The following is a 15,121-nucleotide window of genomic DNA, read 5'->3' as shown; positions in this document are numbered from 1 at the left end:
AGGCCCGGCGGGCCGGACTGAGAATCGGGGCGTTGGCACCGGCACGGGAGGAACCTTGACCGACCTGCACGAACCCCTGGAACCGCTCGACAGCTACCCCGACGAACTGCCCCCGCCCCGCCAACGCGGCGACGTCAACCTCGTGAGCCTGCTCAGCATGGCCGACGACCTCGCGAAGGAGGTGTCGGCGCTACAGATCCGGGCGAGCGCCTCGGGCTCGGAAGTGCAGATCATGCCTCGGGAGATGATCCAGAAGAATTTGGAGAAGCACGTCACAGAAGTCCTGGGGAAGGTCGTCTACCTCCAGCGGCACGCCCACGCCGCACTGCTCGGGCGGTGTGTTCTCGGTGCGGACTCCAAGGAGGGCTGCTCCACCGAGGGCGCTCGTCTTCAGCTCAACGTCTGGGACGACACCACACGCCGGGACATCGTCGAAGACGGCACCACCGGCTGCGTCGCCCACACCGTCGAAGCTGCCCGCCGCGCCATGGCCGACCCTGCCAGCCGCAAGATCCTGCTCGCCTTCAACCGTGACGACGAAGGACTTGCCGTCTGTCGCGCTATCGGGCTCGGACCGGACGACGCCGAGCAGTTCCTGTACGACGGCCTCACCCTGCGCCCGGAACACCGCGTCGGCTGACCTCACCGTTCCCCGCGGCCACGCCCCGGCCGCCAGACACCCGCATTGGAGCGCCCGTTGCCCTACGAGGCCCGCGATCTGAACCTGACCGACCCGACGAAGGGATACCTGAACTTCGTCCTCTACACCGAGCCCCAGCGCGGCGCCGTCACGTCGTCGCTGAACGCAGTGCTGGACATCGAGGCGCAGCAGGCCGTGACACCGCACTTTCAGGAGTGGCTGGGCAGGCTGGTGCGGTGCGAGCCGAACGCGATGCACTGCACCCTCGTAGGGTCGAAGGACATCCCGGCCCTGTTCCACCCGTGCGTCACGGAGGACCCCAACAGCCCGTTGGCAAGCAACGGCTCGGGCTGCATGTGCCGGCGCACCTTCTACGACCCCGAGTTCGGGCTGCCCGTCGTCGGCCAGCACTTCAAACAACGACGCGAAGGCGGCGTCGATCAGTGGAGCTACACGACGTACGCGCCGCTCGAACTGCGCCCGGACGACGTCTTCAGCCGCTTCCACACGGGGCGCGGTCTGTTCTGGGCCCGGACGGACAAGGGCGTGCTCTCGCTCCTGCCGCAGAGGAACGGCCTGGGCTACGAGATCGGGTACAACGGCGGAGGCCCGCACGCCCTGGCCGCCTACCTCACCCAGGTCGCCACGACCGACGGGCAGCACACGACTGCCGGCGCCCAGTACGAGGATGCGCACCCGGCGATCGTTGCCTGGACGCAGAGCAAGGCGGCGGACCGTGGCACGAGCGAGCTGTCGCTCAGTGACCTCAAGGTCATGATGCAGAGCTGACCGCCACCACATCCAGACGCCCCGCGGACCAGCCGTCCGTGGGGCGTCTGGTTGTCGCCGGTACGCCGGACCGGCCGCGCTCCGCCTCCCGGGACACAGGGTGAAGTCGCCAGCGCACCTGCCGGGACGCGATCGACGCGACGTCCTGGAGGTGACGGCCAGGGGCGAGGGTGCAAGACCACACTCGACTACGGAGGCCCACATGGTTGAACCGGTCCGGTTGTCCCTCTCGCCGGAGCAGCGTGAGCGCCTGAAACAGCTCGCTGACGCGGCCCGGCTGCGCGTCGCGGAGCTGCACCCGTCACCGAAGCCGCCGCCCGTCCGGCACCGCTCCCGCTCACGGCAGTACCCCGGTGGCCGGCCGAACCTATGGCGCACCGGACGGGGCCGCAGTCGGGGATGAGTGGCCACGGTGGACTTCACCGCGCGCCCTGTGAGTGGACCGCTGGCCCCGGGTGGGAGTGGAGTCCACTCGGAGAGTGGAGAGCACGATGGAACGCATCGGATGGACTCCACTCGGTGCGTTCCATCCGGTGGGGGAGTGCAGGACATCCCCGCATCCGGCGCGCGGTGCGGTGCATCCGGTGCGCCGGTGCGCCGGCCGACGATGCACCGCACCGCGCGCCGACCGCACCGGCGCACCGGCCCACCGCACGGGAGTGGCCGCCACTCCGCACCTTCCACTCGGTGCGACGACAGAGGGTGACGGCGCATCGGATGCGATGCACTCGATGCACCCCCCCTTGACCGGGTGTGCCGCCGGATTCCACCCATCCCATCGGATGGAAAGCAACCCTTGTCCACCTACGAGTTTCCGAGCGATCTTCGACGTTTCCCCTTGACACACTCCGCTACCGCCACGGAGACGACCCGCACCGGGCTCTTGATGCCCGGTGCGGGAGGGGAGATCTCTCCCTCCCGGCGCACCGCGCACCGTCACCGTCCGTAGGGGCGGTGCGTGGCGCGGAGGATGCCGTGCATCGCCGCATCGCGGTGCGTTCCATCGGGTGGAAGCGCACGACATCCTCCGCACCGAGTGGAGAGTGGGGCCACCGCGAGGCGCACCGGGTGCGGGTGGAGTCCACTCGGTGCGCTCCACCGGGTGGGGAGGTGCGTTACATCGTCCGCAACTCAACGCACCGTGCGGCGTGCCGGGCGCACCCGCGCGCCACCGCACCGGACATCCGGTGCGGTGGCGCGCGTCGTCGACTGGCCGCCAGCCTCCCGCTCGCTCAAGCCGCGGCCGCCCCGTACCGGGCGCCGACGTCGCCGCGGACGTCGGCGAGGAACTGGTGGACCTGGTCGACCTCCTGCATGCACTCGATCAGGAACCCGGCCGCGATCCACGCGGTGTGCGCCCCGGCCCCGCTCGCGAGGCACCACCGCTTGAGGTACCGGCTCGCCACCGTCACCAGCTGCCCGGCGACGTACGCGGACTCGCAGTCGGCGTGCTCGTCGGGCACGACGGTGAGGTAGTCGGCCAGCAGCAGCGCACCGAACTCACCGATCAGCCGTGCCAGCTCGGGGCCGTCGGCGTGGAACTCCGCCAGTGCGGCCTTCTCCTCTTCGCTGCCCTGCTCCTTCCAGACCAGCTCCACGTAGTCGGCGGCCCGCAGGATCTGCTCCGGGGCGAGCTGGGGCACCTTGGGCGACGTCGTCTCCACGACCACTCCTTGCTGTTCGCTGACCGGATGCCTGCTGCTCCCGGCCGATCGCCCTACGGTGCGCGCCCGGACTTGTGGACAGAGACCGCGCTCCGGGACACGGCGCGGGCGTGACTCCGGTCACGGACAAAATCGGACTGCAAGGGCTGGTCAAGGAGGAATCGGACGCCTTTCGTTGGTGGCCGTCAGACCGCGGACAAGGGGTGCTTCCTCACGGTGGCCCCGGCCCGTGCGCAGATCCGCGCGCGGGCCGGACGACCGCCGACCCGGCCGTGTACGGCCGGAGAAACCCGAGGACGCGATGACCACCGCACCTGACCCGCACACCCCGCCGGCCCCGGCGGACAACGTTGCGACGGCGGGCCCTACGGCGAGCCCCGCGACGAGCCCCGCTCCCAGCCCCGTAGCTCCCAGCCGCCGACTGACGGTTGTTGCTGATCAGACCCCCGATTCGCCTGCCCCGGCCGGTTGCAACTCCTCTACTCCAAGTACTTATGTACCTGGAGCAGCGTCCCGGCCCCGGAAGGCCGCGGCGACGAAGGCCGGCGCGGACCTCCGCGGCGAGGTCCTGCTCACCCTCGCCCAGCTGCGCCTGGCCACACCCCGCCAGCTCAAGGCGCTGCTGCTTCCCCACCAGCAGGACACCGATCACGTGCGCCGCGCGCTGCGCAACCTGCTCGACGAATCCCCGGCCCTGGTCGGCCGGACCCACCGCGCCCAGCAGAGCTACTGGTACTGCACCCCGGCAGGTCTCGCCGAAGCCGCCGCCTCCGGTGAGCTCGCGCCGACGACCGGCCGGACGACGGGCAAGCGCATCGCGGCCAGTAAGACGGGCCTGCGCGAGCACGGCCTCGCCCTGGTCGACACCGTCGTCGCCTTTCACCAGGCGGAGATGGCCGACCACGCCGACTGGCGGGTGGAAGTCGCCCACCCCACCCCGGCCGGAAACCTCGTGCCCGATGCCGTGGCGCTCCTGGCCAACGGCTCCAGCGCGTTCGTGGAGATCGACCGCACCATGTCCTATGCCCGCCTGCTCGCCAAGCTGGAGCGCTACGACGCCTACCGCAACGCGCCGCCGTCCGGGCGCGGAAATGCCGCCCGCGCCCCGCGCAGCCACTGGCAGGAGACCTACGCCGGGCCGTCGCTGGAGCGGCCCTTCCCGCCGGTGCTGTTCGTCTTCGCCCCGGCCCCGCGGCGCGCGGCCCCAGACACGAGGGAGGCCGCCTTCCACGACCGTGCCCGGCCGAACTGGCGGATCACCGTGGCGACGACGACCCTGCACCAGCTCACCCGCGACGGAGCCGACCGGCCCGTGTGGCGGGTCGTCGGCCACGGTGAGGACCGGCGGGCGCTGACGGCGCTGCCCAAGCCGCGGTGAGCGCAGCGGGCTCGGCCTCCACCCAGGCCGGGCCCGTGGGCCCGGATTTTTGGTCCGCGCGGCCGTCCACAGATCCGAGCTCCCGGCCTGCAAATCGCCGGACTCTATCCACAGGCCAACGCTTTTACGGTCGGTGTCCGCTTCCGGGTGTGAGGTGCCGGGACGCAGATCGAAAGGGCACGGCCATGGCACAAACGAAGTTCGACAAGCAGGTGGAGAAGGACGCCGAATCCCTCGTGCTCGGGATCGGCCGGGTGCTGGCCGGCCGGGACCTGGACGGTGTCCGCCGTACGGACGCGACGTTCTGGCGCTCAGGCACCCGGGTCCTGCCGAAGGTGGAGGGCAAGGTCCGGCGCCGCTCCTACAAGCCCGGGTGGCGGCGCCTGTCCTTCCGCCTCGCCCTCGGTGCGGGTGTTGCGGAGACCGGCTACCTGTCCACCCGGGACCTGGACGCCACCCGGGAAACCGTCCAGGAGCTGTGGGAGAACCGGGACCAGGCGCTCGCCGCGCTGGAGCCCGGCGGGATCGGCGCGGCCTCCGTCCTCACCGTGGGCACCGCGGCGTACATGGTGCTCACCCGCGAGCGTCGCGAGCTGATGCGCGAGTGGGTGGGTCCGCTGCACGAAGCCCTCCACCAGCCGCTCGGGCTGGCGGAGCAGACCGACCCGCGCCGCTACCTCCACATCCCGAAGAACTTCACCGACGACGACGCGGAGATCCGCATCGACCTGCCCACCCGCCTGGGCTTCTCCCGTGACGTCGTCGCCGACCTCATCACCCAGAAACTCGCCCTCCAGGGCGTGACGTTCTCCTGGCACCCGGAGGGCCGCAAGCCGTACGTGCTGGTGAAGAAGACCCGCAAGCCCCCGGCGAAGGCCGTCTTCAAGGACCCCAAGACGCGCGAGCTGGTGGCCAAGGCCAAGGAGTCCGCGCCCATCATCGGGTTCGGCGCCGGCGGGCGAATCATCTCCGTCGACCTGGACGCCGAATCCCCGCACATCCTGGTCAACGCCTCCACCGGCGGCGGCAAGTCGGTGACCCTGCGCTGCATCGCCTGCCAGATGCTCCACCACGGCTCACACGTCATCGTCCTCGACACCAAGCGGATCTCCCACCCGTGGGCGCGCGGCGTCCCGAACGTCACCTACTGCGCCGACATCGCCGACATCCACGACCAGCTCATCGCGCTCGGCATGGAGGGCCGGCGCCGCACCCGGATCGCCGACGAACTGGGCATCGGTGCCGACCCCAAAGCCATCGGCCCCCGGCTGCTGATCCTCCTCGAAGAGATCAACGCGACGATGAAGCAGCTGGCCCGCTACTGGGAGAAGATCCGCGAGCCCGGCGACCCGAAGGTCTCCCCGGCCGTCGACGCGCTGAACGAGATCCTCTACATGGGTCGGCAGCTGCGCATGCACGTCCTCCTGGTCGCGCAGTCCGCGACCGCCCGCGCCCTCGGTGGCCCGGAGGTCCGCGAGCAGTTCTCCACGCGGATCCTGGCCCGCTACAGCGTCAACGCGTGGAGGATGCTCGCTCCCGAGGTCCATCCCGTGCCGAAGTCCACCAAGCATCCCGGGCGTGCCCAGGTCGTCATCGGCGGCAGTGCCAGCGAGACGCAGGTGCTGTTCTTCACCGATGCCGAAGCCCGCGAGTGGGCCAGCACCGGTGCGGCCGCCACCGAACTGCAGCCCGCGGGCCTCCCCGCACAGCCGGGCCCTGCGGTGCTGCACAAGCCCGCCCCGCCCGCCGACTCCTTGGACACCCCCTGGAGCGACCCGGCCCTCCCCCCTGCTGCCCCCGATCCGGCACCGGCCGCCGGCGTCGACGTCCTCGCCGACGCCGAGAACACCAAGCCCCCGGCCGCCGACCCGAGCACCCCCGCGGCGACGTCGCCGGCGAACCCGGCCCCGGTCGACGACGACCAGGCGGTGGGACTGCGTGAAGCCCACCAGAACCATCTGCCGGACATCACCGTCGCTGCGCTGCGCTACGCCCGCGCCAACGACAGCACCTTCCCCAAGCCGGTCGACAAGCGCGGCACCGAACTCCTCTACCGCGTCGGCGACCTCAAGCGCTGGGCCCGCAACCGGCCCCGCGCCGCCACCGGCACCACCGACCTCGACTGAACGGCCCTGTCCGCTCCAGCCGACACGATCCCCTCGCCCCGGAGAGCACCCGGCTCACCGGGCACAGCACAGAACAGGAACGACCCCGCCATGTGGAAGACCACCCAGCAGAGCACCCTCCCGCAGCAGCTGCGCCTCACCGACCCGGGCGTCCGCGAGCAGCTGGAAGGGCTGCCCGCCGACCGGGTCCTCATCGGCCACAGCACCGACGGACAGCCGGTCTGCATCGACCTGGACAACGAATCGCCGCACGTCCTGGTCTACTCCGCATCGGGCGGCGGCACCTCCACCGTCCTGCGCACCCTGACCGCCCAGCTCCTGCACGACGGCGGGCACGCCCTGGTCCTCGACTTCAAGCGCATCTCGCAGTCGTGGGCGCGCGCCCTGCCGACGGTGACCTACCGCCGCGACATCGCCGACATCCACGACGCCCTGGTCGGCCTCCACGCCGAACTCAAGCGCCGCATTTACCACGCCGACAAGCACGGCGACACCGACGACCTGCCCCGCCTCACCGTGGTGTTCGAGTCCGCCGGCCACACCCTGCGACAGCTGACCCGCCACTGGGACAAGGTCCGCCAGCCGGGCGACCCGAAGATGTCCCCGGCCGTCGACGCGTACGAGGAGCTCCTCTTTGCCGGGCGCGAGATCCGCATCCACTTCCTCGTCGGCGCCCAGAGCTTCAGCGCCGCGCTGGGCCGCGAGCAGTTCTCCACCGTCCTCCTGGGACGGGTCACCACCCGCACCTGGAGCCAGGCCGCCCCGCAGATCGCCACCGTCCCCAAGGGCAGCACCCACCCGGGCCGCTTCCACACCGTGCAGCGCTCCACCGCCCACCCCACGCAGGTCCTGCTCATGAGCGAGACGGAAGCCGCCGCGTGGGCCGCCTCCACGAAGAACGAAGCGAGCTGATGCCGAACCGGCCGGACCGGGACCTGTCCGGTCCGGCCGACACGATCTGCCTCGCCTCGGAGAACGCCCGGTTCACTGGGCACAGCACAGATAAGGAACACCGCACCATGACGAACACGACCACGCTCCCGCAGGTGCTGCGCTTCACCGACCCCGGCCTGCGCGAGCAGCTGGAGGCGCTGCCCGAAGGGACCGCGCTCATCGGCATCGGCACCGACGGAACGGCCATCGCCATCGACGTCGACCACGCACCGCACATCCTGATCTGCACTGGAACCGGCGGCGGCAGCACCACCATCCTGCGCACCCTCACCGCCCAGTTCCTCCACCAGGGCGCCCACGCCCTGGTCCTCGACGGCCCCCTGGTCGCTCACCTGTGGACCAAGGACCTGCCGACGGTGACGCACCGCGGCAGCGTCGCCGGCATCCATGACGCCCTGGTCGGCCTCGCCGCCGAACTCCAGCGCCGCCTCCACCTCGACGGCGACCTCGACGACGCGCCCCGCCTGATGGTCGTCCTCGACCGGGCCGACGACACCATGCGGCACCTCGCCCGCTACTGGGAGACCTTCCGGCAGAAGGACGACCCGAAGAAGTCCCCGGCCATCACCGCGCTCGAGGACGTCCTGCACGCGGGACGCCAGGCCCGCATCCACGTCCTCTACAACGGCCGCGCCACCGCCGGCAGCCTCGCCCCGGCCGCCCGCGAACAGTTCGCCACCGTCATCCTCGCGCGGGTCAGCGCGGGCACCTGGCAGCGCCTCGCCCCGATAGCCGGCCCCGCCCCCAAGAGCAGCGCGCACCCGGGCCGCGCCCACGTCGTCCAGGACGACACCACCCACCCGACGCAGCTCCTGCTGATGACCGACGCCGAAGCCGCCGACTGGCTCACCGCCACGGCGGCCGGGAAGAGCTGACCCCAAGTCGGACACACCACGGGCCCCGGGGATCAGCCATGACATCCCTGGGGCCCGGCTCGGGGGTCGCACCGTCCAACGACGCTGCGGCCCCCGCCGTCACGCAGTAGCCGGCTCCGGCACTTCGAGGCACTCCGCGACCCGGCGGGCCATCGCGGCCATCTCCGGAGGCAAGCGGTCCAGCGACCCGAGGTCGTTGCACAGCTTGGCCCGCAGCCCGTGCAGGCACGCCTCAGTGAACAGCCGCTGCTCATCCGGCTCGGACATCAGTCCGTCTCCCGCGTAGCCCTGGCCGACCGAGAACCACATCTGGGCGTCCTGGTCGTCATCGGCTGGCCGCGGCGTGCCGAGCATCCCGGCGACTTCGTGCCGCTCCGCATCCCGCGGGCCGGCCGCCCGGCTGCGCTGCTGCCGGGTCTGGAGGTATGACGCGAGGGTGTCCAGAGCCATGCCGGTGTGCTGGCAGTACGCGGCGATCAGCATGGCCGCCGTGTCCATCGTGTCGGAGGCGTCCGTGGCGCGGATCAGCGTCATGCGCTTCCAGTCGCGTGCGAGGTCCGGCTCGGTGTAGCGCAGCACCTCCTGGCAGTTCATGACCACTTCGGAGACGAGCTGGTGAACCGCCTGCCGCAAAGGCTCAGGCATCTGGGAGTCTTCCATGGCCGCACGGTAGGGGGAGTGGGCCTTCCGACACCGGAGTCGCGGCCCCTGGTCACCCGGACGGACCAGACCCCGCCCCGGTCGGCACCCTTGACGCCGATACCGCAGCGCGGGACGGTCATCGCGCAACTACGCGCAACCGACTCACAGGGGAGTACGTGATGACGCTACGGTTCGTCGGGATCGACCCCAACACCGGCGGCGAGGGATCACCGACGGTGTGGGTGGAAGAGGAGAGCGCGGACCTGGTCCTCCAGGGCGAGGAAGCCGACGCCCTCCTCAAGACCCTGGTCGGCTCCACCGAGTGGGTGGCCGGCCACAAGACGGGGATCCCCGCGCACGAACGGGTGATCCGGATTCCGTTCCGCATGGTGCAGATTCTGAGGGAGGCGTGCGATGCCGCTGAACGCGCAGCAGCTGAACACCGCGACGTTCGCTGAGCTGCTCGCCGACACCCACCACACGGCGGTCCACCTGGAGATGCGCGACCTGTACGCCGTCGGCGACGAGACGGACGACTACGCCGCCTTCCTGCGCACCGGCGTCCCGAACCTCGACCCGGCCCGCTCGTTCTGGCCTCAGTGGATGCCGCTCGTGAAGGACGCGGTCGCCCGCGGCGTGGTCATGCGCCGCGCCCGGATCGTCTCCGAGCCGGTCACCGACTACATCCGCTACGAGCACGCCATCACCCCGCTCAACCTCCAGGCCGGAGAAGACGTGCGCTGGCTGCCCCGCCGCCGCGCCTCCGACATCGCGCTGCCCGGCAACGACTTCTGGCTCCTGGACAACCAGCTCGTGCAGTTCCACCACTTCACCGGCACCGGCGACTGGGCGGCCGACGGCAAGGAACGCACCACCGACCCGGCCGCCGTCGCACTGTGCCACGCCGCCTTCGAGAAGGTCTGGGAGCGCGGCATCCCGCACGAGAAGTACACCGTCTAGGCCCCTGAGCAGCCCCATGACCGCCTCTCCATCGTCCAGCGCACAAGCAGCCCGTGAGGCACTGGCCGTGCGCTTGCAGCACCTGCGCAAGGACGCCGGCCTCACCGGGAAAGACCTCTCCGCCCGGTGCGGCTGGCACCCCGCGAAGACCACCCGCATCCAGAAGGGCGACGCCCCGCCCTCCGACGCGGACATCCGCGCCTGGTGCGCGGCGTGCGGCGCGGACGACCAGGCCGACGACCTCATCGCTACCGCCCGTGCCGTCGACTCCATGTATCTGGAGTGGCGCCGCCTGCACAAAGACGGGATGCGTAAGGTCCAGCAGGACTGGAACACCCTGCACGAGCGGACCCGCGTCTGCCGGGTCTACGTCTCCAATGTGTTCCCAGGTTTCTTCCAGACCCCCGGCTTCGCCACCGCCCTCATGGAGCAGATCACCCGCTTCCAGGGCACCCCCAACGACGTCGCCGAAGCCGTCGCCGCCCGCATCGCCCGCTCCCGGTTCCTCTACGAGGGCGGCCACCGCTACGTCGTCCTCCTCGAGGAGTCCGTCCTGCGCTACCGCACCGCCGACCCCGACGCGATGCGCGGGCAGCTGCGCCACCTCCTGGCCGTGATGCCACTCGCCTCGGTCTCGCTCGGGATCATCCCGTTCACCGCGCAGCGCACCGTGTGGCCGCTGGAGGCGTTCTACCTCCACGACGACACCACGGCCGTGGTGGAGACCCTGACGGCGGAGATCAAGGTCAAGCAGCCGCGCGAGCTCGCCGACTACGCCAAGGCGTTCGCCGGCCTCGCGGAGATGGCCGTGCACGGCGACGCCGCCCGCGCCCTCATCCGGGCCGCGATCGACGCCCTGGAGTGAACTTCCGCAATTTCCCGCAATCTCGTTGAGGACGGAGCGGCGGTCTCCGTAGCGTCGAACGACACCGACGCACCAGCAACGGAGGCGGTGCCCCATGAGCGCACCCACACCCGCCGGTCCCCAGCCGGAAGACCGCGGCCTCCAGCCGCCCGCCTTCGGCCGGCCCTCCCCGGCGCTGATCGCCCGCGCCGACCGCGGCTACGCCCGCTTCCTCGCCGTCCAGGCCCCGGCCGCCGCCACCGGCGACCACGACCAGGACGACGACGTGGCGGGCGCCCGATGAGCGACACCTACGCCGTGCTCCACGATCCCAACGGCCTGATCGAGGCCGAACTCCCCCTGGATCGCGCCCCGCACGAGGCACTCGTCACCGCCGTCCTCGCGTGGAAGGACCCGGATCTCGCACCCCGCGACTACGAGCAGATCGCCCTCCAGCTCACCGGGCACGCCCGCGCGGTCGCCGCCGACGTCCGACGTCTCGCCGCCGCCCTGCCCAAGAGTGACGGCCGCGGCGCCTTCGCCGAAATCATCCTCCGCGAAGCCGAAGGCCGCCTCTCCCAATCGCTCCAGGGCACCGCCCGGTGCGTCCAGAACCGGGCCCGCCTCGTACAGGCCCTCTACACCCGGCTGGACCGCCTCACCGAACCCGCCCCGGCCACGCGGTAGTTCACCGGGGGAGCGCCCCAAGATCCCAGGGCCTACACGCACACCAGTGCGATGCCGCAGCTCAAAGCCCCCGGGCATCGCACCTCAGTGCGTGTAGGCCCTGGGAGCGGTGCCGCTGGCCCCGGACAGCGAAGGACCCCGGGCCGCTCGTGCGCCCGGGGTCCTGTCGCCGGTCTCACCGCCACTGCTCACCAGTCGTCAGGTGCACTGCCCACCCACGCGATCGGCCGGCCTTCGCTGTTGCGGCCCCAGTGCGGTTCCTCCATCGAGGTCTCGTGTCCGCCGGGCAGGACGCAGATCCGCCCCCAGCGGCCGTGCTTGCCCCCGCAGAGCCCGGCGAACCCGTCCGCGTCGCCCTCCGCCACGGCCTGGTCGTAGCGGTCCTGGAACGGCTGGAGACGGGCGCACAGCTCCATGCCCAGCTCCGTCTCCGCCGCCTCCACCCGCTCCCGCGCCTCCCGCACCCCAGGGTCGGCCAGCACAGCCGAGATGACGTCCTCCGCCTCCGCGAAGGCCCTGGTGCGGGCGTGCCGCCGCACGGCCCCCTGCACGCGCCGCTCTTCCTCGGGCGTAGTCATCACGCCGCCGCCCCTTCCGTGGCCGCCCACTCCAGCCCGAGGCCAGCCAGCGCGGCGAGCTTGTCAGCGGTCAGCTTGGTCCGGCGGCTTTTGCTGTTGCTGAGGAACACCCCGAGCTTGACCTCCGACCCATCCGGCAACGCCTCTACGTGGGCCCTGGGGACCTTCACAGAGCCCGTGCGAGCCTTGTACTGCGCCAGGGCCGCAACGCCCCTCTCGAAGGCGCTCACGGGCGCCGTGGACGGCTTCGCGGACGCGTCCGGCACTGGGGCCGGGGCCTCAGCGAGCGGGGTGACGCCGACGGCCTCCAGGCGCTCGCGCTGCCCCTCCGCCAGGGCCGCCCACACCTCGGGCTTCCGCTGCCGGGCCAGCCACTTCCCGACGTCCATCCCGTGCACGGTGAAGCCGGGCAGGACCTCCGCCGGACCTTCCTCGTCACGCACCAGCTCGCGCAGCGCGGCGTAGTGCCGCTGCCACTCGGTGGGCCACGACGGGTTCCAGTCCTCGTCGATCTCCTTCAACGCCGTCTCCCACTCCGGGTGTTCGGCCAGCGCACCCGGGCGGCGCAGGTTGGACAGCCACTGCCCGATCGGCTTGTCCAGCGCCGCCGCCGACCGGGGAGCACACAGCGTCCAGTGCTCCGCGTAGTACACCCGGGCCGCCGCCAGGTTCTCCTGGAACCGCGCGTCGGCCGCCGTCCAGGCCATCCCCAACTTCTCCAGCCGCGCCGCGCGCCGGCCGTTCATCTGCCCGGCCCCGTACGCCCGTCGCTGCTCCGCGACCCAGGTCCCCAGCGGGAACGCGCCCTCCTTGTGCTCGTAGGGCACATTCGCGTTCCCGACCCGCTCGACGTACTGCTTGAGCTTCGCCCAGCCGCGCGCCCAGTCCTGCCGCTCCGTGTCGATCACGTTGAAGCTGACCCAGTTCGCGACCATCACCGGATCACGCGGAGCCGCAAAACGGAGCAGCAGACGGGTTTCTTCCTCGTTATCACCGGGCGCGGCACCGATGTATTCGGAGGGCTGCGCGACGTCCTTCTGAGGCTCCTGCGGGATCGCCAGCAATTCCACGGCCTCTTCATCGTGAGCCCGCAGACCTTCCAATACCTTCACCAAAGGCTTGTACGAACCCGAGGTGAACATGTCCTCGGGGGATTCGTCGGGCTGGAGGAATACCGGCACGATCAGAGAGGCGAGCTTGCCTTCTCCGGGCTTCTGGCGCAGGGCGCGGCCGATCGCCTGCACGATGTCGTGCGGCGCGCCCTTGGGGTCCAGCAGGGCCACGCTGTCCACGGCCCGGATGTCCACACCCTCCCCCAGGACGCGGCAGTTGGAGAGCACGGCCCGCCGGGCGGTGGAGCCGAACTTGCCCAGCACCTCCCGCCGGCGCTCCGGGACGTGCTCGCCGCACAGCCAGTCCGCCCAGATCTCCGCCGGGTACTTCTCGGGCTGGTCCGCGTGCAGCCGCTTAGCCACCCGCTGAAGGCCCTCCGCGTACGCCGCGGCCTCTATGGTCCGGTGGTGGAAGGTGATGCACGTCTGGAGGTTGTGCTGCTCCATCGTGTGCAACAGCGCGGCCTGGAGCGCTCCCAGACGCTGCCCACGGACTTCCTCGGTGTGCCGCTCCTCGCCCATCAGCCGCTCGGGCGTGACGACCGGGTCCTGGAGCTCCAGGACGATGATCTGGTACCGCGCCAGCAGCTTCCGCGACACCGCCGACGCCAACGAGAGCTTGTACAGGACCGGCCCGAAGACCTTCTCGTCATCCATGGAGGCCGCCATCTCGCGCGGCAGCGGGTCACGCACCCCCTCGGCGACCTCGCGGTTCAGCCGCTCCTCCCAGATCCGCGGCGTCGCCGTCAGGTACAGCCGGCGGTGCGCCGGGATCTTCGTCTGGTCGTGGATGTCCGCCCACGCCTTACCCATCGACCCACTGGTCCGGTGCGCCTCATCGACCACCGCCAGGTCCATCGGGGCGAGCTTCTGCCCGTAGGCGCCCTCGAACGCCTCCACCAGCACGCCCAGCGAGGCGTAGGTGGCGTAGATGGTCACCGGCCCGGCGCTGTGCCACAGGGCCAGCTGCACGGGGTTCGTGGTGCTTCGGACCCCCAGGTGGAACAGCTCCGGGTCGTCCAGGGGCGAGCACACCATGACGGCCGGCCCCTTGTGCCCGGCGCCGCTCCACGCCTTCACGGTCTGCGCCAGGAGATCCAGGGTCGGCACCACCACGAGAATGCGGCCCTTGGGCACAATCCGCTTCGCGGAGGCCGCCGCGATGATGGTCTTTCCCGTTCCGCACGCGGCGTGCACCTGCCCGCGCAAGCCATTCCAGGGAATGCCGCCCGGCGGGATGTCGAGGCCGCGCACGATGGCGGCTACGGCCTCAATCTGGTGTTCACGCAGTTTCACGGCCATTCCCGTGTTCTCCTTTTCGCGGAATGCGGCGCGTAATAGGAATGAGAGTCCGGCGCGGTGAGTTGCGGGCCGGGGTGGTGGTGTCTGGTCCCAGACTCTACACACTGAGCACCCGTGATGCATCACCCACGCGACAGCTTCCCCCTGTAGGCTGATACTTGGCCGAATCCCGCCCCGCGCGCGCGGTTCATGGGGTATGCTGGCGGGGTATTCTTGAACGTGAGCGGCCGGTTTCGAGGGTGGGGGAGGGGTTCGGGTGGAGCGCAGCGGAGCCCGTCACTGCGGTGGGGCCGGCACCCCGTCAGGCCGACGGTCCGTCACTTCCGTTGCGGGGGTGGTGGCCAGTAACCCCAAGCCCTACACAGGCCCGCGCGTGATGCACCTTCCCCCGTAGCCAGCCCGGGTGACCGCGCTTGCGCGGTCACCTCCAATTCGCGCTTGCGCGAATTGCATTCCGTTAGGAATTCCGCTTGCGGAATTCCATTCCCGCGCTTGCGCGGGAATCCGAATTGCGCTTGCGCAATTCGCGCTCTATGCCCCGGCTTGCCGGGGCATATCCCGCTCCGCGGG

Annotated in this window: 15 protein-coding genes; 11 read left to right on the top strand and 4 right to left on the bottom strand. The window is 70.9% G+C overall.

The genetic code is table 11. The features are described from left to right. The first annotated feature begins 55 nt into the window (after positions 1–55). Both MHW47_RS12025 and MHW47_RS12020 read left to right on the top strand, forming a co-directional pair. Complete coding sequence (locus tag MHW47_RS12025; RefSeq protein ID WP_239222771.1) at positions 56–640, top strand: hypothetical protein; 585 nt, start codon at positions 56–58, stop codon at positions 638–640. Between the two features lie 57 nt (positions 641–697). After that, the gene (locus MHW47_RS12020) at positions 698–1,429 is read left to right on the top strand and encodes a hypothetical protein (RefSeq protein WP_239222769.1); all 732 of its coding nucleotides are present in this window, start codon (positions 698–700) and stop codon (positions 1,427–1,429) included. Positions 1,430–2,661: 1,232 nt separating this feature from the next. Here the strand turns inward: MHW47_RS12020 and MHW47_RS12015 are convergent. Further along, positions 2,662–3,093, bottom strand: a complete 432-nt coding sequence (locus MHW47_RS12015) for a hypothetical protein (RefSeq protein WP_239222767.1) — start codon at positions 3,091–3,093, stop codon at positions 2,662–2,664. Positions 3,094–3,394: 301 nt separating this feature from the next. On the opposite strand from MHW47_RS12015, the gene MHW47_RS12010 reads away from it, so the two are divergent. The 4 genes from MHW47_RS12010 (at position 3,395) to MHW47_RS11995 (ending at position 8,426) form a co-directional block, all read left to right on the top strand. After that, positions 3,395–4,471 carry a replication-relaxation family protein gene (locus tag MHW47_RS12010; protein ID WP_239222765.1) on the top strand — a complete coding sequence of 359 codons (1,077 nt, stop codon included), beginning with the start codon at positions 3,395–3,397 and terminating at the stop codon, positions 4,469–4,471. A 185-nt stretch (positions 4,472–4,656) separates the two neighbouring features. Beyond that, positions 4,657–6,597 carry a helicase HerA domain-containing protein gene (locus tag MHW47_RS12005; RefSeq protein WP_239222763.1) on the top strand — a complete coding sequence of 647 codons (1,941 nt, stop codon included), beginning with the start codon at positions 4,657–4,659 and terminating at the stop codon, positions 6,595–6,597. 90 nt (positions 6,598–6,687) lie between these two features. Continuing rightward, positions 6,688–7,509: a helicase HerA domain-containing protein gene (locus tag MHW47_RS12000; RefSeq protein ID WP_239222761.1), complete on the top strand. Its 822-nt coding sequence runs from the start codon at positions 6,688–6,690 to the stop codon at positions 7,507–7,509. A 107-nt stretch (positions 7,510–7,616) separates the two neighbouring features. Beyond that, positions 7,617–8,426 (top strand): hypothetical protein, encoded by an 810-nt coding sequence (locus tag MHW47_RS11995; protein ID WP_239222760.1) that lies wholly within the window; start codon positions 7,617–7,619, stop codon positions 8,424–8,426. Between the two features lie 99 nt (positions 8,427–8,525). On the opposite strand, the gene MHW47_RS11990 is transcribed toward MHW47_RS11995, so the two are convergent. Beyond that, a complete protein-coding gene (locus MHW47_RS11990; RefSeq protein WP_239222758.1) occupies positions 8,526–9,071 on the bottom strand; it encodes a hypothetical protein in 546 nt (181 codons plus the stop codon). A gap of 176 nt (positions 9,072–9,247) precedes the next feature. On the opposite strand from MHW47_RS11990, the gene MHW47_RS11985 reads away from it, so the two are divergent. From MHW47_RS11985 to MHW47_RS11965, 5 genes are all read left to right on the top strand, one after another. Continuing rightward, on the top strand, positions 9,248–9,526 hold the full coding sequence (locus MHW47_RS11985; RefSeq protein WP_239222756.1) for a hypothetical protein: 279 nt from the start codon (positions 9,248–9,250) through the stop codon (positions 9,524–9,526). Next, positions 9,483–10,028, top strand: coding sequence for a DUF6879 family protein (locus MHW47_RS11980; RefSeq protein ID WP_239222754.1), 546 nt, complete (start codon positions 9,483–9,485; stop codon positions 10,026–10,028). The genes MHW47_RS11985 and MHW47_RS11980 overlap by 44 nt, the downstream gene beginning before the upstream one ends. Before the next feature lie 16 nt (positions 10,029–10,044). After that, positions 10,045–10,893 (top strand): helix-turn-helix transcriptional regulator, encoded by an 849-nt coding sequence (locus tag MHW47_RS11975; protein WP_239222752.1) that lies wholly within the window; start codon positions 10,045–10,047, stop codon positions 10,891–10,893. Between the two features lie 94 nt (positions 10,894–10,987). After that, positions 10,988–11,176, top strand: a complete 189-nt coding sequence (locus MHW47_RS11970) for a hypothetical protein (protein ID WP_239222751.1) — start codon at positions 10,988–10,990, stop codon at positions 11,174–11,176. Beyond that, on the top strand, positions 11,173–11,559 hold the full coding sequence (locus MHW47_RS11965; RefSeq protein ID WP_239222749.1) for a DUF6415 family natural product biosynthesis protein: 387 nt from the start codon (positions 11,173–11,175) through the stop codon (positions 11,557–11,559). Before MHW47_RS11970 ends, MHW47_RS11965 begins: the two co-directional genes overlap by 4 nt. Before the next feature lie 188 nt (positions 11,560–11,747). Here the strand turns inward: MHW47_RS11965 and MHW47_RS11960 are convergent, their stop codons facing one another. Both MHW47_RS11960 and MHW47_RS11955 read right to left on the bottom strand, forming a co-directional pair. Then, positions 11,748–12,137 carry a hypothetical protein gene (locus MHW47_RS11960; RefSeq protein ID WP_239222748.1) on the bottom strand — a complete coding sequence of 130 codons (390 nt, stop codon included), beginning with the start codon at positions 12,135–12,137 and terminating at the stop codon, positions 11,748–11,750. Next, positions 12,137–14,551 (bottom strand): DEAD/DEAH box helicase, encoded by a 2,415-nt coding sequence (locus MHW47_RS11955; protein WP_239222747.1) that lies wholly within the window; start codon positions 14,549–14,551, stop codon positions 12,137–12,139. The genes MHW47_RS11960 and MHW47_RS11955 overlap by 1 nt, the downstream gene beginning before the upstream one ends. Positions 14,552–15,121: the final 570 nt, after the last annotated feature.

The organism is Streptomyces sp. OfavH-34-F (genome assembly GCF_022347745.1).
GTDB lineage: Bacteria > Actinomycetota > Actinomycetes > Streptomycetales > Streptomycetaceae > Streptomyces.
Note: the sequence above shows the minus strand (reverse complement) of the source record. Positions and strands in the feature narration are given on the sequence as shown.

Coding starts and splice junctions, on each gene's coding strand:
- MHW47_RS12010 (WP_239222765.1), top strand. CDS start 3,395: ATGACCACCGCACCTGACCCGCACACCCCGCCGGCCCCGGCGGACAAC.
- MHW47_RS12005 (WP_239222763.1), top strand. CDS start 4,657: ATGGCACAAACGAAGTTCGACAAGCAGGTGGAGAAGGACGCCGAATCC.
- MHW47_RS12000 (WP_239222761.1), top strand. CDS start 6,688: ATGTGGAAGACCACCCAGCAGAGCACCCTCCCGCAGCAGCTGCGCCTC.
- MHW47_RS11995 (WP_239222760.1), top strand. CDS start 7,617: ATGACGAACACGACCACGCTCCCGCAGGTGCTGCGCTTCACCGACCCC.
- MHW47_RS11990 (WP_239222758.1), bottom strand. CDS start 9,071: ATGCCTGAGCCTTTGCGGCAGGCGGTTCACCAGCTCGTCTCCGAAGTG.
- MHW47_RS11985 (WP_239222756.1), top strand. CDS start 9,248: ATGACGCTACGGTTCGTCGGGATCGACCCCAACACCGGCGGCGAGGGA.
- MHW47_RS11980 (WP_239222754.1), top strand. CDS start 9,483: ATGCCGCTGAACGCGCAGCAGCTGAACACCGCGACGTTCGCTGAGCTG.
- MHW47_RS11975 (WP_239222752.1), top strand. CDS start 10,045: ATGACCGCCTCTCCATCGTCCAGCGCACAAGCAGCCCGTGAGGCACTG.
- MHW47_RS11970 (WP_239222751.1), top strand. CDS start 10,988: ATGAGCGCACCCACACCCGCCGGTCCCCAGCCGGAAGACCGCGGCCTC.
- MHW47_RS11965 (WP_239222749.1), top strand. CDS start 11,173: ATGAGCGACACCTACGCCGTGCTCCACGATCCCAACGGCCTGATCGAG.
- MHW47_RS11960 (WP_239222748.1), bottom strand. CDS start 12,137: ATGACTACGCCCGAGGAAGAGCGGCGCGTGCAGGGGGCCGTGCGGCGG.
- MHW47_RS11955 (WP_239222747.1), bottom strand. CDS start 14,551: ATGGCCGTGAAACTGCGTGAACACCAGATTGAGGCCGTAGCCGCCATC.